The sequence below is a fragment of the Saccharopolyspora sp. NPDC045839 genome (genome assembly GCF_056431645.1).
In genome coordinates, this window is the sequence record NZ_JBWKKH010000038.1 from 52,511 (window position 1) to 72,354 (window position 19,844).

Annotated in this window: 14 protein-coding genes and 1 pseudogene; 9 read left to right on the forward strand and 6 right to left on the reverse strand. The window is 71.1% G+C overall.

Features of this window, described 5'->3' with window-relative positions; genetic code table 11:
* Window positions 1-16 precede the first annotated feature (16 nt).
* Both AC07EQ_RS36280 and AC07EQ_RS36285 read left to right on the forward strand, forming a co-directional pair.
* Window positions 17-2,713, forward strand: coding sequence for an AfsR/SARP family transcriptional regulator (locus tag AC07EQ_RS36280; protein WP_478392334.1), 2,697 nt, complete (start codon window positions 17-19; stop codon window positions 2,711-2,713).
* Window positions 2,714-3,350: 637 nt separating this feature from the next.
* A complete protein-coding gene (locus AC07EQ_RS36285) occupies window positions 3,351-4,631 on the forward strand; it encodes a sigma-70 family RNA polymerase sigma factor (protein ID WP_478392335.1) in 1,281 nt (426 codons plus the stop codon).
* A 171-nt stretch (window positions 4,632-4,802) separates the two neighbouring features.
* On the opposite strand, the gene AC07EQ_RS36290 is transcribed toward AC07EQ_RS36285, so the two are convergent.
* From AC07EQ_RS36290 to AC07EQ_RS36310, 5 genes and pseudogenes are all read right to left on the reverse strand, one after another.
* Window positions 4,803-5,402 (reverse strand): TetR/AcrR family transcriptional regulator, encoded by a 600-nt coding sequence (locus AC07EQ_RS36290; RefSeq protein WP_478392336.1) that lies wholly within the window; start codon window positions 5,400-5,402, stop codon window positions 4,803-4,805.
* Between the two features lie 10 nt (window positions 5,403-5,412).
* Complete coding sequence (locus AC07EQ_RS36295) at window positions 5,413-6,102, reverse strand: demethylmenaquinone methyltransferase (protein ID WP_478392337.1); 690 nt, start codon at window positions 6,100-6,102, stop codon at window positions 5,413-5,415.
* Window positions 6,103-6,325: 223 nt separating this feature from the next.
* Window positions 6,326-6,907 carry a DUF6463 family protein gene (locus AC07EQ_RS36300; RefSeq protein WP_478392338.1) on the reverse strand — a complete coding sequence of 194 codons (582 nt, stop codon included), beginning with the start codon at window positions 6,905-6,907 and terminating at the stop codon, window positions 6,326-6,328.
* 114 nt (window positions 6,908-7,021) lie between these two features.
* Window positions 7,022-7,249: pseudogene (locus AC07EQ_RS36305) on the reverse strand (esterase-like activity of phytase family protein); the annotation flags it as partial.
* A gap of 252 nt (window positions 7,250-7,501) precedes the next feature.
* The gene (locus tag AC07EQ_RS36310; RefSeq protein ID WP_478392339.1) at window positions 7,502-8,443 is read right to left on the reverse strand and encodes an NAD-dependent epimerase/dehydratase family protein; all 942 of its coding nucleotides are present in this window, start codon (window positions 8,441-8,443) and stop codon (window positions 7,502-7,504) included.
* Between the two features lie 361 nt (window positions 8,444-8,804).
* Between AC07EQ_RS36310 and AC07EQ_RS36315 the strand changes: the two genes are divergently transcribed.
* From AC07EQ_RS36315 to AC07EQ_RS36340, 6 genes are all read left to right on the forward strand, one after another.
* A complete protein-coding gene (locus tag AC07EQ_RS36315) occupies window positions 8,805-9,308 on the forward strand; it encodes a hypothetical protein (RefSeq protein ID WP_478392340.1) in 504 nt (167 codons plus the stop codon).
* Entirely contained in the window at window positions 9,278-10,696 is a 1,419-nt protein-coding gene (locus AC07EQ_RS36320; RefSeq protein WP_478392341.1) for a hypothetical protein, read from the forward strand. The genes AC07EQ_RS36315 and AC07EQ_RS36320 overlap by 31 nt, the downstream gene beginning before the upstream one ends.
* The gene (locus AC07EQ_RS36325) at window positions 10,693-12,042 is read left to right on the forward strand and encodes a VWA domain-containing protein (RefSeq protein ID WP_478392342.1); all 1,350 of its coding nucleotides are present in this window, start codon (window positions 10,693-10,695) and stop codon (window positions 12,040-12,042) included. Before AC07EQ_RS36320 ends, AC07EQ_RS36325 begins: the two co-directional genes overlap by 4 nt.
* A 75-nt stretch (window positions 12,043-12,117) precedes the next feature.
* On the forward strand, window positions 12,118-13,230 hold the full coding sequence (locus tag AC07EQ_RS36330; RefSeq protein WP_478392343.1) for an ATP-binding protein: 1,113 nt from the start codon (window positions 12,118-12,120) through the stop codon (window positions 13,228-13,230).
* Complete coding sequence (locus tag AC07EQ_RS36335; protein WP_478392344.1) at window positions 13,227-15,986, forward strand: DUF5682 family protein; 2,760 nt, start codon at window positions 13,227-13,229, stop codon at window positions 15,984-15,986. The genes AC07EQ_RS36330 and AC07EQ_RS36335 overlap by 4 nt, the downstream gene beginning before the upstream one ends.
* On the forward strand, window positions 15,983-16,135 hold the full coding sequence (locus AC07EQ_RS36340) for a hypothetical protein (protein ID WP_478392345.1): 153 nt from the start codon (window positions 15,983-15,985) through the stop codon (window positions 16,133-16,135). The genes AC07EQ_RS36335 and AC07EQ_RS36340 overlap by 4 nt, the downstream gene beginning before the upstream one ends.
* Before the next feature lie 211 nt (window positions 16,136-16,346).
* Here the strand turns inward: AC07EQ_RS36340 and AC07EQ_RS36345 are convergent, their stop codons facing one another.
* Window positions 16,347-17,234: a TrmH family RNA methyltransferase gene (locus AC07EQ_RS36345; protein ID WP_478392346.1), complete on the reverse strand. Its 888-nt coding sequence runs from the start codon at window positions 17,232-17,234 to the stop codon at window positions 16,347-16,349.
* A 332-nt stretch (window positions 17,235-17,566) separates the two neighbouring features.
* On the opposite strand from AC07EQ_RS36345, the gene AC07EQ_RS36350 reads away from it, so the two are divergent.
* Complete coding sequence (locus tag AC07EQ_RS36350) at window positions 17,567-19,834, forward strand: ATP-binding protein (protein WP_478392347.1); 2,268 nt, start codon at window positions 17,567-17,569, stop codon at window positions 19,832-19,834.
* The last annotated feature ends 10 nt before the right edge of the window (window positions 19,835-19,844 follow it).

Below are 19,844 nucleotides of genomic sequence, written 5' to 3' on the forward strand. Positions count from 1 at the left end.
CCGAGGGGTGGTACTGGTGCTGTTCGAGGTGTTGGGACCGGTGCGGCTGGCGCGCGGCGGCGGTGCGGCGGTCGCGGTGCCGGGCGAGTTGCGCCGTCGGCTGCTGGCGATGCTGTTGGCGCGAGCCAACGAGCCGGTCTCAGCGGACGCGCTGGTCCGGGCGCTGTGGCCCGACGGGGCCGCCGACGACCGGCGCGCCCGGCTCCAGCTCCAGGTCCACCGGCTGCGGGGCCTGCTCGACGATCCGGGGCGGTTGGGGTTCGGCCCGGACGGCTACTGGCTGCGGGTGGTGCCCGGTGAGCTGGACGCCGACCGGTTCAGCGCGCTGCTGGACGAAGCGGAGCGCGCCGACGACCCGCACCTCAGCGCGGCGCTGATCCGCGAGTCGTTGGCGCTGTGGCGCGGCGAACCGTACCAGGGCGTGGACGTCGCGGATCTGCACGGCGAGGTGCGGCGACTCGTCGAGCGCAGGTTGGCGGCGCTCGAGGAGCTGTACGCCGCCGAGATCCGTTGCGATCGGCATGCCGCGATCGTCGGTGAGCTCGCCGACCTCGCCGGACGGCATCCGCTGCGGGAACGGCTGCACGCGCTGCTGATGACGGCCCTGTACCGGGGAGGGCGGCAGGCCGACGCCTTGGCGGTCTACCGGGACGTGCGAAAGCTCCTGGTGGCGGAGCTCGGCATAGAGCCGGGGCCGCAGCTGCGATCGCTGGAAGCGACGATCCTGGCCGGACGGCCGCTGGAGCCGGGCCCCGGGCCGACCCGCGCCGACCCGACGCCGGTGAGCGCGCACCGGCAACTTCCCGCTGATATCAGGGACTTCTGCGGTCGCCGGGAACAGCTGCGGGTGCTGAACGAGGAGTTGTCGCCGTCCGGGATCCCGACGGCCGTGATGATCCGGTCGATCGAGGGCATGGGCGGGGTGGGGAAGACGCGGCTGGCGCTGCACGCGGCGCACCGGTTGGTGGCCACCGGCCGGTACGCGGACGTCCAGCTGTACGTCGACCTGCACGGGCATGCCGACCGGCTACCCGCGTACCCGGCGGCGGTGCTGGCTTCGTTCCTGCGGCTGCTGGGTGTGCCGGGGGACCAGATCCCGGACGGGTTGGACGAGCGGGCGGCGCTGTACCGCGACCGCCTTTTCGGCAGGAATGCGCTGGTGTTGCTGGACAACGCGGCGAGCGAGGAGCAGGTGCTCCCGCTGCTGCCGGCGAGCCCGGGGAGCCTGGTGCTGATCACGAGCCGACGAGCGTTGGCGGTGGATGGATCCCGCGCGCTGGTGCTCGATGCGTTCACCCGCGCCGAAGCGGAAGAGCTGCTCGTGCGGATGGTCGGCGAAGACCGGGTGCTCGCCGAGCCGATGGCAGTTGACCGGGTCGTCGGGCTGTGCGGTCGGCTGCCGCTGGCGATCGCGCTGGTCGCCCGCCGCATGCAGTCCCGGCCGCGGTGGTCGTTCGCGGAGCTGGCCGGCCGGCTGGCCGAGCCCGGCAACCGGCTGGCGGAGATCGCGGCCGGAACCCGCCGGCTCCGGCCGGCGTTCGAGCTGTCCTACCGCGCCCTCGCGGCCGGCGAGCAGCGGGTTTTCCGGTTGCTGGGACTGCATCCGGGCGAGGACTTCACCGCCCACTCCGTTGCGGCGCTGGCGGATGTGACACCCGCGGCCGCCCGGCGGATGCTCGATGGCCTGGCGGACGAGCACCTGGTGATCGCCACCGGCGGCGACCGCTATCGCCTGCACGACCTGATCGCCGACTACGCCCGCTCGGTCGTCGAGCAGGAGGACTCCGCCCACCAGCGGCACGAGGCGACCGGACGCCTCCTCGACTACTACCTCCACACCGCGGTCGCGGCGATCCAGACCATCCAGCCGCGAAAGGTGCGGTTCAGCCTCACCGGCGGCGAACCCGCGCACGGCCCCGTCCTGGAAACCCGCGAACAGGCCGAGACGTGGCTGAGAGCCGAACGCGCCTGCCTGATCGCCGCGGTCGCCTGCGCCGCGGACGGGGGCCGGTCAACGCATGCCTGGCAGCTCGCCAATGCGTTGTGGAGCTTCTTCCTGCTCGACACCTACTACGAGGACTGGGCGGAGACCCATCGCATCGGCCTCGCCGCCGCCACCGCTGCCGGCGATCACGAAGGCCAGGCGGTGATGCTCACCTGGCTGGGCGGCGCGTACACGCTTCAGGGCAACTACGACGACGCGCGCGACCTGCTGGAGAAGTCGCTCGCCCTGCAGGAGGGCCACGACGACGATCTGAACATCATCGCCCACTTCTTCCTCGGCCTGCTCCACCACCGCGTCGGCCGGTATCCCGAAGCCGTGCACCACACGCGGCGATCGATGCGAATCGCCGCCGCCTTGTTCCCGCACCGCGAGGTGCCGGGCGAGCTCAGCGCCCAGTACGTGATCGACGCGAACCGCGATTTCGAACGGGCGGTGGCCGGTTACACGCAGGCCAGGCAGAGCGGCGACCTCGTGGAGGAGGGCCGCTTCCTGGCCGATCTGTGCAACGCCTGCCGACGGCTCAACATGCTCACCGACGCGCTGGACTGGGGCGAGCGGGCCGTGGCGATAGCCGGGGAATGCGGATCGGCGACCCTCGAAGCCCACGCCAGGCGCATCCTCGGCGTCCTCTACGCGGAATTGGGACGCATCCGCGAGGCGCAGGAGGAACGAGCTCGCGCGCTCGCCCTGGAACAGCATCCGACCTGATCACGGCCGGGACAACCGCGGTTCCGGGGATTCGCTCCCACTCGCTGCTGTCGCCGCGAAAGCGCGAGGAAAGCGCGGCTTGCGACGATCTTCGAATGCGGGCGGCCGAACCGAGTCGATGAAGCGGGCAATGTCGTCGCCGGGCGTTGGCCGTGACGTGATCGGGATTTCGGCCACGTCGGTTTCGCCGGAGGCGCACCTGTTCGGGGAACACCGGGGAACAAGGGGGGTTCAGGTTCGAATCCGGTCGTGCCGACGCAATTGGAGGCCCGCCGATCAGCATGCGAGTGCCGATCGGCGGGCCTTTCGTCGCCGCGCGTGTTCCGCCAGGCCGCCGCAACGGCTCGCGCGGTCCCGGGTTCGACGGCATGTCCTCGCTTCTCTCGGGCGGCTTCGGTCACCAATCCGACGTGAACCTTCTCCTGCGAACCGCGCTTGAAGAGGTCTGGATCCGCCGCACCCGGGCGTCGCGACCCTGGACTGCGGTGTCCCGGCGTACGGCGGCACCTCGCGCTGGTGCCACCGGGTGACTTCGCGTTGATCCGTTTTCCTGGTCGAGTCCGCCTATTCGGCCGATGGCGCCCGGGATACCCTTTCGGTTCAGCGGGAGTGGTTCGGGGCGTTGGAGTGATGTGTGGTGGCCGTGCAGCGGGAGGATCTGGTCCAGGAGACCAGTGACGCCGTCCTGATCGACGCCGTGCGCGGCGGGGACACCGATGCGTTCGGGGCGTTGTACGAGCGGCACGTCGGCGCGGCTTACACGATGGCGCGGCAGGTCACCAAGTCGCAGGCCGAGGCCGACGACGTGGTGTCCGAGGCGTTCGCGAAGGTGCTCGGCCTGCTGCGGGACGGGCGCGGGCCGACGGACGCCTTCCGGGCCTACCTGCTGACCGCCGTGCGGCACGGCGCCTACGACCGGGCCAACAAGGCGAAGCGCACGCAAGCCGTCGACGACTTCGAGACGGTGCCGGACATCGACATCAGCCAGCCGTTCCGCGACCCGGCCGTGGAGAACGAGGAGCGCTCGCTGATCTCGCAGGCGTTCAACCGGTTGCCGGAGCGCTGGCAGATGGTGCTCTGGCACGTGGAGATCGAGGGCGAATCGCCGTCGAAGGTCGCGCCGATGCTGGGCATGACGGCCAACGGCGTTTCCGCGCTCGCCTACCGGGCCCGCGAGGGCCTGAAGCAGCAGTACCTCCAGATGCACCTGATGCGCATGGACGCCGAGGCCGTCGAGTGCCGGTCGGCGATCGACCGGCTGGGGTCGTGGACCCGCGAGGGCCTGTCGAAGCGGGAGACGACGCAGGTCAACGAGCACCTCGGCAAGTGCGACCGGTGCGCAGCGCTGGCGGCCGAGCTGATGGAGATCAACGGCGTGCTCAAGGCGTTCATCGCCCCCGTGGTGCTGGGCGGGACCGCGTCGGCCACCGGATACCTCGCGGTCTCGGGCAGCGGGAGCCTGGTCGGCGCCGGGGTGGTCGGCGTGGTGCGGTCGAACCCGCGCAAGAGCATGGCGGTGGGCGGCGCGGTGCTGGCCGCGCTGGCGGCGCTGGGCATCGCGCTGGCGGCGAACCAGGCCGATCCGCCGCCGCTGGCCGCCGCACCGGTCGACCCGGAATCGCCGACCCAGCAGTCGCAGGGCCAGGCCGCAACCCCGCCGCCGGCGGCTCAGCCCAACCCGGCTCCGCCGCCCGCCCCGCCGGCGCCTGGGCAGCAACCGGTGCCCGGGCCTCCGGCGGAAGAGCGCGTGCCGTTGCTGCCGCCGCTGCCGCTGATGCCGCCGGGGCAGCAGCACGTCGCGGACGTCGAAGCGAACCTCCCGCTGCCGCTGCTGAACCGGAGCGTGGCGGTGGATCTCGACGTCGACCGGGACCGGGCCCAGCTGGACGCGGGCGTGACCCCGGGTCGCCCCGGCTAGCCGACGGTCAGACGGCTCAGCAGCAGCATGTACGCGATCTCCGCCCGGGAATGACCGTCGACGAACCCGATTGCGATACGCCAGACGGCAGCACGCCCACCGGAGCTGCCCAAGCAGCCCGCACCGCCCAGCGAGCGGGAGGCAGCGGTCGCGGATCAGCGGCATCCGGGTTCATCGGTCCTCGTCCATCGTCTGGTCGTCTCCGAGCACCTTGTGCAGAACGAACGTGTAGAGGCTGCGCAACTCCTCACCGGCTACGGGGGGGATGCTGTGCTGCGCGCCGATCAGCACGAGGTACAGGAGTTCGGCGATGCGCGAAGACTCCTCCGGGGTCGCGGCGAGTTGCCGGCACAAGCCTCGCAGGTACTCGATCCGCGTCCGGTCGATCTGCGCCTGTACCTCGTGAACCTCGGCGCTTTGGGTCGCCCATGCGCGAATGGCGCGCTCGGCGTCGGGCCGTTCATCCGTGGCCACCAACATCGCCAGGCGCTCCAGCCGCTCGAATGGCGGTCCCGAGGCATCGGCGGTGTCGATGTAACGCGTCGTGAACTCGGTCGCGAAGTAGTCCAGCAATGCCGTTCGGAAGGCCGTCAGCCCTCCGAAGTGGTGGTAGAAGGATCCCTTCGTACGACCCAGTTTTGTCGCCAGGCGGTCGATCGTCAGCGCTGGCGCCCCCTGATCGGCCAGGATCTCGAGCCCGGCATCGAGCCAGTCCTGCTTTCCCGACATCTTGATCTCCTTCTGCTCGTCGAGCACCGTGCCGTACCGCATGGCTCGGTACCTACGGGGCGAAGCCGCGGTGCAGGGCGACGATCCCGCCTGTGAGGTTTCGCCACTTGACCCTCGACCAGCCGGCCCGCTGCATCCGCCGCGCCAGCGTGGGCTGGTCGTTCCAGGCGCCGATGGACTCGGTGAGGTATCCGTAGGCGGCCGGGTTGCTGCTCAGCGCGGCCAGGGGAGGCAGGGCGCGAACCAGGTACTTGGTGTAGAGGAACCGGAAGGGCGGCCATGCCGGATGAGACAGCTCGCAGACGACGATCCGGCCCCCGGGTCTGGTGACGCGCAACATCTCGCGCAATGCGTCGTCGGTGTGCTGAACGTTGCGGAGCCCGAAGGAAATGGTCACGGCGTCGAAGGCGTTGTCCTTGAAGGGAAGGCGGGTGGCATCGCCGGCGACCAGGGGCAGTTCCGGGTGGCGTCCCTTGGCCTTTGTCAGCATGCCCAGCGAGAAGTCGCACGGGACGACGAACACGCCCTTCGCGGCTAGCGGCGCCGACGATGTGGCCGTGCCTGCCGCAAGGTCGAGAACACGCTCGCCTCTTCGTGCGTCGACAGCGGTCATTACGGCCTTCCGCCATGCCCCGGCCTGCCCGAGGGACAGCACGGTGTTCATGAGGTCGTACCTGGCCGCGACGTCGTCGAACATCACGGCGACGTCGCCAGGTTCCTTCTCCAGCGTCGCTCGAGTCATGCCAGTGATCATACCGTACCGTATGGTACGGCAAGTCCGACGATCGCGACCGGACGCATGAGGCCAGTCGCTGACCGGCCTCGACCGCTGACCGCAGTGGAGCGTTCACGGGGCATCTGGACCTCGCGTTCCACTGCCCCCGCGGGCACCGCAACGTCCCGGGGCAGGCCCCTCTTTGTCGGGCCCTGCCACTTGTTCCGCCGAACCGGCGGCACTTGGCCGGCTACCGTGAACCGCTGACCGGTTCGCCACGCCGGGCGGCGAGGGCGAGCATCCCGAAGGCGAGTACGGCCCACCCGCCGGTGGCCGGGAACTCGATGACGCATAGCAGCGTGCCTGCCGCAACCAAGTACCAGCCGACCTGTGCGGGGATCTCGCCTGTGACGCGAACGGACCGCCGGGCGATTGTGCCCAGGGCTAGCAGCAGGATGCCGCAGGTGAAGAAGTAGAGCGTGTATTGCCGCTTGAAGTAATCGGCGGCGCTGGTATCGGTAGCAGCGGCCCAGATGCCATCCTTCGCGATGTCAACCCAGGAGTTGGGGCTGACGAGCGCGTAGCCGAAGTGCACGATCGCGAGCGCGATGATCAGGCGGGGTACCCAGCGGTTGAGCGCGTTGATCGAGTGCCTCTCCTTGCCGGCTCGGCGAAGTCCGTCGCGGAGCGCAGGTGGCGATCCGCCTGGATTCTGGCCGGGCTCCGGTTGTGGGAGACCTTGATCGGCCCCACGCGGGTCGCCATCGATCGATCGCCTGGCCCTGCTTGCCGTGTTCAGTGGGAATCTCGAGCCCTGCTTTCGGCCGGTCATATTTCTCCCCTCGAAAGATCCACGCCGTACCATACCGTATGGTACGGCGCGCCGTCCTGTTGGCGCCCCAGTCGCAGATCGGTTCTCCCCGCCTGCTGCCGGAGCCTCATCCGGTCAGGGGCACGGTTCCGGTCGCGCGGGATTCAGCGGGCGGCGGGGACCCCGCGTCATGCCTTCCACGTTGTCCACCGTGGACGGTCCGAGGTCGTGGAAGTCGGCGATGAGGTGCTTGCGCATGGGATGGACGTTCGCGGCGGCGAGGGAGTGCACGTCCTTGACGTCGGTGGCGCCGAACCGGCGGATCTTGAACCCGGCGCCCTCGACGTAGGTGCGTTCCCGTACGAGGAACCGGTGGGATCGTCGAGGTGGACGAGGATGGCGGGCACCCCGGTGTCCGGTTTCCGGGTGGTGGGTGCGGTGAAGATCGGTTCCAGCGGGTACGCGTGCTGTGCTCGTCCTGGGTGATCTCGTAGTTCGGCGCGAGCGGGAGCTCTCCGGGGTGCTGCCCGGTGGCGTCGCAACTGCCTCGCGGAATGCGGTGGCGAACGTCGCGGTGCGTGACGACTTCGCCTGTGCGGAACGGCTTGCGCGGTCTCAGCTTCGGGTGGCGAGCTTCTCCTGCCACCACTCGACGGTCTTCGCGAGCGCTTCTTCCATCGGGGCCGGTTCCTCCTCGAACGTCGTCGAGTAGGCGCTGGAGTCGATCACGAATGGCGCGTCGAACTGGTAGCGGATCTCCTGCAATTCGCGGACCAGCGGGGATACCAGGCCGACCGCTCGCAGTGCCCACCACGGCAGGGCGGACACGCGGGGCACCGCGACGCCGGCGATCCGGCACATTTCCTCGATGGCCTGACGCGCCGACACGGGAGGCGCGGTGGGGACGTGCCATGCGCGGCCCCACGCCCGTTCTTCCCGGGCCAGCCGGACCAGGGTGCGCGCGACGTCGGGCACGTAGGTCCAGCTGTGCGTCGCATCCGGGTTGCCGAGGACCTGGACCGGCCGTCCCCTGAGCAGCTTCGGCACGACGCGTCCGGCCAGGTGACCGCCCGCTGTCACGCCGGGGCCGATGAAGTCGGACGCGCGTGCTTCGGTCACGCGGACGCGTCCCTCCTGGTGGCGGGCCAGGGCGTCCCGCCAGACGCGGGCCCGGGCCGCGCCCTTGCGGAATCGGGCGTTCAGCGGAAGGTCTTCGCTCATGGGACCGTCCGTCGGGCCGTACGCGTAGAGATTGCCGGTGAGGACCAGAACCGCGCCGGTGCGTTCGGCGGCGTCGAGCAGGCCGGCAGACAACCGCGGCCAGTCCTGGACCCATCGGTGGTAGGGCGGCGCGGCGCAGTTGTAGATGGCCACCGCGTCGGCGCTGGCCTCGGAGAGCCGCCCGGCGTCACCGGCATCCAGCGCGACGTGCTCGATCGGGCCTTCGGCGGGGCCGCCGGAACGGCTGATCAAGCGAACTCGATGGCCTCGTTCGGCGAGCAGGCTCGCCGTGGCCGTGCCGATCGGCCCCTTGCCGACCACGACGTGGACGGACATCCGGTCATCTCCCTCGACGTGACGACTGGCCGGCCAACACCGAAGTGCAGCCGGATGTTCACCGCGAAAGTGTCCCATCAGGTCCGCGCACGGCGTCGTGGTGGTGCGGGAGCGGTCGCCGCGGTGCGGAACGGGGCCTGCCGGGAACCGTTCTGTCCGCATTGGACAGTGGATGTCCGGCGAACGAGCGATGCCGGGTCGTGCGCGTTTTTGGATCGCTGTAGCAGCCCAAAATGCTCACGATCCGGCGAGCAGTGCCTGGCAGGTGGGCGCCATGATCGGGATTGTCGGGGGTCGCCGTTATGTTCGTCGTGTCGCGTCGTCGTGGCGTGGAAGTCCGCCTCGTGCATTGGAGATGGTGTTGGAAGCTTGGGAGACGTCGAGCACGGCGCGGGTGCTGCCACCCGCACGGCCGCGCAAGCTCGCCAAGGTCCCGTTCGTCGAGCTGGCGGACGGGCGCTTGCAGGGCGTGGTGTCCAGCGGGTCGGACATCGAGCGGGTCTACGTCTCGTCGGTCGCGGCCGGTGACCACGCGTTCGCCTGCAGCACCAACAACAACCGGCCCTGCGGCGGTGCTCGCGGCTCGTTCTGCAACCACATCCGGGCGCTGATCAACGAGGCGGTCCTGCAGTACGGCGCCGGGCGCGTCGCGCGCTACCTGAAGGTCGAGATCGCGGACGAGGAGGCGGGCGCTCCCGCCATCGCCTACGGCATGAGCAGCGCGAATCCGCCGCAGGCCGACAGCAAGGCCGCCGCGACCGTCTTCAGCCGGTTCCTGCGCCACCTGGCCTACCTGGAGCTCGTCCCGTCCACCGCGCCGCTGCCGGAGATGCAGTGGTTCCCGCCGACCAGGGCGGTGGCGTGATGCGCGCCGATCTGCTCGCCGAATCCATCGCCGGGCTCGACGAAGCCCTGGCGGCCGTCGACGCCTTCGACCACGCGCTCGTCGGCGGCCTGCTCCGCCCGCAACCCGCCCAGGCCGCCGAACTGGCCGAACTCGCCGACGCGGTCGCGGGAACGCCGCTGGCCGCCGCGGTCGCCGAGGCGGCCGAGAAGGCGGCGGCCGGCGCCGCGGGCGAAGACCACTTCGTCGCCCTCGCCGCCGCCCGCACCGCGCTGCTCGGCTCCGTCCACGATGCACTGATGGCCCGGGTGGCGGAGGCGACCGGCCGGGCCGCCGGCGACGATCCCGGCCCGGCGACCGGCGGGCAGCACGGGGCGAACCTCCTCGCGGCCGCCCGCTCCTGGCTGTCCGACCTGGCGCGATCCGGGTGGCGGGGCATCGACCACGACGTGGTCTCCGCCTCGGCGCAGGTCGTCTCCGCGATGCTGCCGGACCCGGCCCTGCGCCGGCTGGCGTCGCTCCTCGACGGCTTCGCCGCCGAACTCGCGGCGTCCTGCCCGGGCGCGGCGCTGGCGCGCATCCCGGCGCGCCGCTGGGCCGACCTGTGGTCGCGCGCGATGCTGCTGACGCTGCCCGGGGCGGCCGACGTGACGGAGACCGGCACCGCCACCGGCCGGCTCCTGCCCCTCGGCGTGGACGTGCACGAACACGCGACCGCCGTGCAGGCCCAGGTCCACGCGGTGTTCGAACCCGCCGACGGCGCCGCGCCCCGCCTGGTGCGGGCCAGTGTGTCGGCGCCCAAGCCCGACACCATCGTCGGAGCGGGCCTCTGGCAGCTGCTCCGCCCGCACATGTCGCTGCTGGCGGCCGTCAGCGAGGGCCGATCGATGGAGCTCGACGGCATGCCGATCACCGCCGAGGGCGACCTGATCTGGAGCGACGAGCACGCCCGCCAGGGCGAGCCGGCCGGCGCCTTCGCCACCGCCCGCGTCGCCCTGGCCGCCGCGACGGCTCCGGCGCCCGCGCCGCTGGACCGGCACCCGGCGCGCATCGCCGTGCCCGTCTTCCTGGAGGGCTACGACGCCGAAGTGGACGGCGGCGCAATGGCTTTCACCATCGCCGGACACCGGTTGGCCGTCGACGCCGACCGCATTCCGGCCGCCGGGCCGCTCACCCCCGAGGCGGTCGCGGCGTCGGGCGCGTGCATCGGCCTGCTCCGCTGGGATTCCGGCGCCTTCGGCATCCAGCCGCTCGCCGTCGAAACCACCAAGCGGAAGAAGGCCGTCGCGGTCCACGCCGGGGCGTGGGCTGGTGGCACCACCGACAAGACCGGTGCCAAGGCGGAGAAGGCCGCCACCGACGCCGCGGCCGTGCTGCGGGAACGCGCCGGGAGGTTGTTGCGGAAATGACCGAACACGATCCCGAGACCATCTCCCACGACAACCGCCGCCAGGTCCTGTACTGGCGGCTGCTCGCCCGGCTCTTCGACGACGAGGAGCAGGCGACGCTGGAATCGGCGAGCGTCGCCGTGGTCGAGGACATCGGCCTGCCGCCAGCGCTGCTGGATCCGCAGGTCTCCGTCGACTCGATCGTGCAGCGCCATCCGGACCTGGCCGCCGAGTTCGACGGCCTGATGACCCCGGAGTCCACATCGGACGGTGGTGAGCGCGACCGGGCCGCCGAGGTGCGGCGCGCGGCGCTGGTGTCGAAGGTGCTGCTCAACGTCTTTAACTCCGGCAGCGGCACGGTCACCGCGGGGCAGCTGTCGCGCTGGCAGTCGGATGCGGGCTGGCTGGAACGCGCGCTCGGCTGCCGGCCGGGGGAGCTGCGGGGCGGTCGATCCGGCGGCTCCGGTCCCGCGCCCGGCCTCGGCCAGGAGCTCGGTGACATCGAGGCCGACCTGGTCAAGCGGATGCACCTCCGCGAGGTGCTGGCCGATCCCGCGCTCGCCGCGCAGCTGACCCCGAGCATGTCGCTGATCGAGCAGTTGTTGCGGGACAAGAGCAACCTCTCCGGCGTGGCGCTGGCCAACGCCAAGGCGCTGATCCGCCGCTACGTCGACGAGGTCGCCGAAGCCCTGCGCACCCAGGTGGCGAAGGCCACCGTCGGCGCCGTGGACCGCTCGGTTCCGCCGAAGCGGGTGTACCGGAACCTGGACCTCGACCGCACGATCTGGAAGAACCTCACCAACTGGAGCCCCGAGGAGGAGCGGCTGTACGTCGACCGCCTCTTCTACCGGCACACCGCCCGCAAGACGACGCCCCAGCGGCTGATCGTGGTCGTCGACCAGTCGGGCTCGATGGTCGACTCGATGGTGAACTGCACCATCCTGGCGTCGATCTTCGCCGGGCTGCCGAAGGTCGACGTGCACCTGATCGCCTACGACACGCACGCGATCGACCTCACGCCCTGGGTGCACGACCCGTTCGACGTGCTGCTGCGCACCAACCTGGGCGGCGGGAACGACGGTCCGGTGGCGATGGCCATGGCCCGGCCGAAGATAGCCGAGCCGCAGAACACCGTCATGGTCTGGATCTCGGACTTCTACGAGTTCGACCGCTCCCAGCCGCTGTTCGAGGGCATCGAGGCGGTCCACCGGTCCGGCGTGAAGTTCATCCCCGTCGGCTCGGTGACCAGCTCCGGCCGCCAGGAGGTCAACCCCTGGTTCCGCGAGCGCTTCAAGGCCCTCGGCACGCCGGTCATCTCCGGTCACATCCGCAAACTCGTCCGAGAACTCAAGACATTCCTGGCTTGAGAGGCCGGTTTCCGGTCTCGCCCCTGCGGAAACATCGAACTGCGAATGCCCAGACGCTTAAGAAAGGCTCTCAACATGTCCGACCTGTTGCGCGCACCGGCCGAGATCAAGTACGCCGAGGAGCTGGACTGGCTGGAGTCGATCGACGACGGCCCCAAGCCGTTCGCCTGGCGGCTGTCCCCGAAGATGGTCCGCCTGTTCGTGCTCGGCTCCGAGCGCGCCGACGGCCTCGACCGGGAGATCGCACCGAAGTGGTTCGGCGACCGCAGTTTCGTCGAGCGCTCCATCGTCACGCTGGCCTCCGACCGCGGCCTGCTGCTGATCGGCGACCCCGGCACCGGCAAGAGCTGGCTGGCCGAGCTGCTGGCCGCCGCGATCAGCCGGAACTCCACGCTCGTCGTGCAGGGCACCGCGGGCACCACCGAGGACCAGATCAAGTACTCGTGGAACGTGTCCATGGTCATCGCCAAGGGGCAGTCGCGGGAGTCGATGATCCCCTCGCCGATCATGACCGCCATGGAGACCGGCGCTATCGGCCGCTTCGAGGAGCTCACCCGCTCCACCAGCGATGTGCAGGACGCGCTGATCTCGATCCTGTCGGAGAAGTACATCTCGGTCCCCGAGCTCGACGGCGACAACATCGTCTTCGCCAAGCCGGGCTTCTCGATCATCGCCACCGCCAACAGCCGGGACCGGGGCGTCAACGACCTGTCCTCGGCGCTCAAGCGCCGCTTCAACTTCGTGCGAATCCCGGTGGTGACGAACAAGAAGAGCGAGGCGGAGATCGTCCGCTTCCGCACCGAGGAGCTGTTGCGCCGCCACCAGATCGAGCTCGACGTGCCGCCGACGCTGCTGGACGTGCTGCTGCGCAGCTTCGCCGATCTGCGCGCCTCGGCGGCCGCGGCCGGCAGCGATGACGAGAAGCTGGAGTCGGCGCTGTCCACCGCCGAGCAGATCGGTGTGCTCGAAGACGCGATCCTGCACGGCAACTTCTTCGGCGAGCACGCGCTGACCGCCCGCACCCTCGCCTCCTCGCTCGTCGGATCGCTGGCCAGGCGAGCGCCGGAGGATCTGGCGATCCTCAACAAGTACCTGCACGGCGTCGTCGAGCCGCGCAGCAAGGACGAAGGCGGATCGTGGCCGGAGTTCCTGGAGGGCGGCCGCGACGCGATCGCCACCCTGTCGTGAGCGGCGCCTTCGACGCGCTCCGCACGCAGCTGCGGGAAGCCGCCGCGACGTTCGCCGACGGGCCCGATGCGCTGGAGGGCATCCTGCTCGGCATCGTCGACGACGTCGACCGCGCGCAGCGCGAGCCGCTGGAGATCTTCCCGGTCTGCCACCACTCGCAGGCCTCGGCCATCGCGATGGCCCGGCGATTGCGGCAGAAGCAGCCGAAGGTGGTCTACCTGGAGCTGTGCGAGGACATGGCGCCGCTGCTGACCGAACTGCGCAACTGCCGGCTCCCGGTCGCGGTGCAGGCGTTCGCGACCGAGGTCGAGGGCTTCCCGGCGGAATGGTCGCCGCTGTCGGTGGTCGCCCCGATCACCGAGGCGTCGGCCGAGTACCAGGCGATCGCCTACGCGCTGGAAACACCGGGCGTCGAACTGGTCCTCGTCGACCGGTCCTCCGACCACGTCTTCCAGTGGGAGGAGCCCGCCGACCCGGACGCGCCGGCGGCGGAGGAGGAGACCGCGCTGCACGGCGACGCGATCGGCGTGGAGATCGGCGACCTGCGGCCGCGCTTCGCGGAGCTGGAGGAGCACCTGCTGCGCCACGGCCGGGTGCGGCACTGGTCGGAGTGGTGGCACCAGTACGTCGAACTGCCGCTCGGCGACAGCGACCACGACGCCTACCGGCAGGTCATGCTCCTGATCGGCAGCCTGTTCCGGCGCCTCGCGCCCGGCGATCCGCGGCGGGTGCGCGTGGACGAGGACCGCGAGCGCTACATGTGGACCAGGATGCGCGAGCACCTGGCCGCGACCGGCGCCGATCCGGCGGACTGCCTGTACGTCTGCGGCGCGTTCCACGCGGCCAGCCGCGTCGCGGAGTTCGGCGTGCACGGCACCGGCACCTTCGAGATCAGCCCGCCCAGCGCCAGCAAGTGGCGGCACGGCCTGATCCCGTCGAGCAACGCGGCGATCGAGGCGCAATTCGGCCTGGCCGCCGGTTCGGTGTCGATCGCCGCGACGGAGTGGGCGAAGAACCTCAAGCGCACCAAGGTGCAGCCGTTCCGGCTCGCCGGGCAGGCGGGTGCGAAGAAGAAGCCGGGGAAGACCGCGCCGCCGGTCGATCCCGCGCCGACCGGGCCTTCGGACCAGCTCTCCGGCTTCCTCCAGCGACCGCCCGTCCTCGACCGGCTGGACGAGGCCGAGCTGCTGGGCTGGTCGGTGGACATCGTGCGCGCCGCGCGCCGCAACGGCTACCTCGCGTCGACCGCGGACGCGATCGCCGTGTTCGAGACCTCGATCCTGCTGGCCGGGATGCGCGACCGGGCCAAGCCCACACCGTACGACTTCCAGGACGCGGCGATCACCTGCATCGAGAAGGACGCCGTGCCGGGCAGGCGCGACGTGCGCCGCCTCGTCGAGATCATGATGGGCGGCGACCGGATCGGTCAGGTCGGCTACGACGCGCTGCCGCCCCTGGCGCGCGACGTGCACGACCGGCTCGCGCCGCTGGAGCTCAAGCTCCAGCAGCGCGGCGTGCAAAGAGCGTTGCTGGACATCGCTTCCCGACCGGAGCTGGCGCAGTGCTCCGACGTGCTGTGGATGCTGCGCTACCTGCTGCCGCGCGGCGCGGCGCGGCCGATCATGGGCGAGCGGCGGCTCGGCGAGCGGCCGATCCAGGAGTCGTGGGACGTGGCGCTCGGCACCCACCAGCGGGCGCTGATCGAACTCGGCTACGAGGGAGTCAGCATCGAGCAGGTGCTGGAGCAGCGCCTGCGCAGCGCGGCGTACGGCCCGCGTGCGACCACGGCCACCGTCCTGGAAGCGGTCGAGGACGCGACGCTCTACCTGCGCAGCCGGCGTCTCGCCAACGAGCTGGGCACGCGTGCCCTGGAAGTCCTGGCGACCGAGCGCAGCGTCGATGGCGCGCCGGAAGTCCTGCGCCGGGTGCGCCGGCTGCTGGCGTACTACCGGACCAGCGAGCCGGTGCTGCCGCCGTGGATCGAATCGTTCGTCAAGACCGGTTACGCGCACTACTGCACCCTGCTGCCGACGGCGTTCACCGACGAGGACGCGACCGTCGACCAGGTCGCCGCCATGCTGGGCTTCCTGTTCAGCATGGAGGGCCTGGCGCTGTCGCTGGGCTGCGACCGGGCGCAGCTGGAGCTGGCGTTCGCGCAGTCGCATCCGCGGGAGCCGGCGAAGCTGGCCCTGCTGTGGGCGGCTCAGGTGCAGCTCGGGCAGCTCTCCCGCGCGCAGCTGCGGGTGAGGTGCGACGAGATGCTCGCCAACCCCATGGTGGTGCCCGTTTACCCGCGCTACCTGAGCGGATTCGTGCACGCGCTGGAACCGGTGCCGGGGCTGACCGACTTCGTCGTGGAAGCGGTGTCGAACGCGTTCCGGCGGCTGCCGGACCCGGTGCTGCTGCCGTGGTTGCCCAGCCTGATCAGCACCCTGCGCTCCGGCGGCGCGGAGCTGGCGCCGATGCTCATCCGTGAGGCCGGGCGGATCTTCCCCGACCGCCTCGCGGCGCTGGACGAATGGGTGCCGCCGTGGCTGGCCCAGCCGACGCCGGAAGCCGTGCCGCAACGGAGAGCGCCGGGTGGGAACGGGGTGGCGCTGCTCGCCGCGCATCCTGCTACCTGCGACGCGGTAGCGGATCTGCTGGGCTGCGACGGGACGTGGCAGACGGCCGATCCAGGTGGGACAGGCGCCGAGCTGGTCGGCCGCTACCCGGACACGGCGGCAGCGCTGGCGGAACTGCTCGCCAGGGCGTGAGACCGGTGCGGTGGCCCGGGTTCACGGGCCACCGCACCATGTCCACAGTGGACGCGGGCCACGAGATCGTCAAGAGCTATCCCGCCAAGAACGGCCTGGGCGTCATCGAGCCTGCTACGTCGGTTGAAGGTGACGTCGCCTGTTCGTGAGTTCGGACGCCGGTCGCCAGGTGCCGGTTGGGGATGCCGTCTCCACTGCTGTGACGGCACCGAGGCGGCGGCGCGCTGGAAGGGGTCCTCCAGCCGCGCGGTTCGCCTTCGCTCTCGCCCTGGTAGCGGCGTCGAAGGTCAGCGTGATGAAGCGGCGCTGCGCGTAGGAGGGGGACAGATCCGTCCCCGGCTGCGCGGCGGGTCCGGGCGATCAGCCTGCGGCGGGGAAGCCGCGCTGCCGAGCGGCCTCGTACAACACCACGGTCCCCGCCGAGGCCGCGTTGAGCGAGCTCGCGGCGCCTCCGATGGGAACCCGGACGATCTCGTCGCACAGGTCGCGCCAGGTCGCGCTCATCCCGGAGGTCTCGTTGCCGATCACCAGCAGCACGGGCCGGGTGAAGTCGAAGTCGGTGATCTCGGCGGTGCCGCGCTCGTCGGTGCCCACGACCGCGATCGGCACGCCGCGCCGCCGGTGCCCGTCGACCCAGTCCAGCACGTCCTGCGGCGACGACACCCGGACCGCGGGGACCGAGAAGAGCGAGCCCGTGCTGGCGCGCACCGACTTCGGGTCGTAGACGTCCGCGGCGTGCCCGCTGACGATCAGGCCGCCGGCGCCGAAGGCGTCCGCGGAGCGGGCCAGCGTGCCGATGTTCCCGGGGCTGGTGGGCCGGTCGAAGACCAGGCCCAGGAAGTCCTGCCCGACCGGCAGCCGGTCGAGGTCGTCGGCGGGCAGGGCGGCGACGGCGATCAGCTCCGGCGCCTCGGATTCGCGTTCGCCGAGTTCCCAGAGCAGATCCGGGTGCACCTCCACGGCGGTCGCATCGCATTCGTCGATCAGCCGCCGGGCCCAGGTGGACAGCTTCCGGCCCGACGGGTACAGGAGGTTGTGCAGCGGCCAGCCCTGCTCGACCGCCAGCGTGATCGGCCGGACGCCGTGGATCAGGAACTCGCCGGAACGTTGCCGCTTCGTGCGGTTCGACAACAATGCTTGCCACTGCTGGAAAAGCGCGTTCCGGGTGCTGACCCGGAGTCCTCGGGAACGGCTGCCGCCGCGCTGGTCCTGGCTCCTTCGTCCCCGGTTACGTCCTGCGTCCGACACCGGAGAAGGCTAACAGGCAGCGGCGGCCGCGAGCGCTCGGCCGTCCAATGTCGACCGACGCCCGAGAACGCCGGGTCCGACGGCTCCGCCTGCCGACCACAACCCCGTCCGCACGGTCCCGCACCGGTGCCGCGGCGCGGGGGACAGGTGCACGGCTCGCATTCGGGGCCGCACCCGCCGTAGGCTGGCGGTGAAGAAGGCGGGCGCTGCGCGCCCGGTGCCGCTACTTCGTTGTGGGGCCGAAAATGGCCAGTCGAACGTCGCGCAGGCTGGTGGGAAATCTCCCCGCCGAGCGAACGAGTTTCGTGGGCCGTCGGCAGGAGTGCGCCGATGTGCGAGCACTTCTGTCCCGCTCCCGGTTGGTGACGCTGACCGGTGTCGGTGGGGTCGGGAAGACCAGGCTGGTGCTGCGGGTCGCGGCGCAGCTGGGCCGCGCCTACCGGGACGGCGTGTGGCTGGTCGAGCTGGCCGAGGTGCGCGACGACGGCCTGGTGGTGCACACCATCGCCCAGACGCTCGGCATCCAGGACTGGTCGTCCCGGGGCGTGGAGTCCGTGCTCGCCGAATACGTCCGGGACAAGGACGTCCTGATCGTGCTGGACAACTGCGAGCAGGTGCTGGACGGGTGCGTCAAGGCCAGCGCGGTGCTGCTCGACGCCGCACCCGGGCTGCGGATCCTGGCCACGAGCCGGCAGCCGCTCGACGTCTACGGCGAACACGTCCTCGTCGTGCCGACGCTGCCGGTGCCCGGGCCGGCGGAGGTCGACGGGGGCGCCGGCACGTCCAATTCCGTGCGGTTGTTCATCGACCGGGCCTCGGCCGCGGGCTTCCGGTGCCCCGCGGGCCGGGAAAGCACCATCGTCGAGTTGTGCCGGGCGCTCGACGGGATCCCGCTGGCGATCGAACTGGCGGCGGCCCGCACCCGGTTCCTGTCGCTGGACGAACTGCTGTTGCGGATCGGCGACCGCTTCCGGCTGCTCTCCAGCGGGAACCGCACGTCCCTGCCGCGGCACCAGACGCTGCAGGCGACCATGGACTGGAGCTACGAGCTGTGCTCGGCCGAGGAACGCATGCTGTGGGCGCGGTTGTCGGTCTTCGCCGGCGGCATGGACCTGGCGGCCGCCGAGCACGTCTGCAGCGGCGACGGCCTCACCCCGGACCGCGTGCTGGACCTGATCGCGTCGCTGATCGACAAGTCGATCCTGATCCGCACCGCGAACCCGACCGGGGATCTTCCCGCCGGCACCCGCTACCAGCTGCTGTCGACCGTCCGCGAGTACGGCCTGAGCCTGCAGGACGAGGAGGAGCGGGCCCGGCTCCGCCTGCGGCACCGGGACTGGTACCTCGGCCTGGCCGAACGCGCCGCCCGCGAATGGTTCGGCCCGCGCCAGCTCGAATGGCGCGCCCGGATCACCACCGAGCACGACAACCTGCGGGCGGCCATGGAGTTCTGCGCGTCGAAGCCCGAGCACGTGCAGGCCGGGCTCCGCCTCGCCGGGGATCTGTGGTTCTACTGGACGGCCTGCGGGCTCATCGCCGAGGGACGGCAGTGGCTCGACCGGCTGCTGGCGCTGGATGCGAGCCCGACCGCGGCCCGGGCGACCGACCTGTGGGTCTGCAGCTGGCTGGCTTCGCACCAAGGCGATGTGGCCTGGGGCCGGTCCACGGCCGAACGGTGCCTCGCGATCGCCCAGGAGCTCGACGATCCCAGCCTGGCGTCCTTCGGCATGCACCTGCGGGGCGTCGCCGCGTTGGCCGAAGGCGAGCTGGAGCAGGCCCACGATCTGTGCATGCAGGCGTGGTCACGGCATCGCACGCGCGAGGAGATCACCAGCCCGATGGTCATGTCGCTGGTCCAGGCGGGCCTGGTGGCGTGCCTGCAGGGCGATGACGAGAACGCGATCGAGCACGCCGAGGAATGCCTGCAGATCACGGCGAAGGCCGGCGAGCTGTGGACCCGCTCGTGGTCGCTCGTGGTGCGCGGCCTAGCGCGCTGGATGCGGGGCGATGCGAAGGCCGCGATCGCGGATCTTCGCGAGGGCATCGGCATCAAATGCCGCTTCAACGACCTGTTCGGCCTCGGGGTGGCGGTGGAGGTCCTGGCGTGGTCGCACGTGTCGCTGGGCGAACACGACCAGGCCGCCAGGCTGTTCGGCGTCCTCGGGCGGCTCTGGCCGCTGGTCGGGATCCCGCTGCTGGGCTCGCAGCAGCTGATCGACTACCGGAGCCGGGCGGAAGCCGAAGCGCGCGCGGAGCTGGGGGACGGCGTCTTCGACAAGCTCGCCGCGGAAACCGCGAAGCTACCGCTGGCGCAGAGCCTCCCGATGATGGTGCGGGGCCAGGCCCGGTCGATTCCGGTGCAGAACGCGGCCCCGCCGGCCGGGGACCGGCAGGGCGGGCTGCTGACCCGGCGCGAACGCCAGGTCGCGGAAGCCGTGGCCCGGGGCATGTCCAACAAGGAGATCGCGGCGAACCTGGTGATCAGCCAGCGCACCGCGGAGGCGCACGTCGAGCACATCCTGACCAAGCTCGACTTCGGCTCGCGCACCCAGATCGCGGCGTGGGTCGCGGCACAGCGCAAGACCGAAGGGGCCACCTAGCGGGCACCCG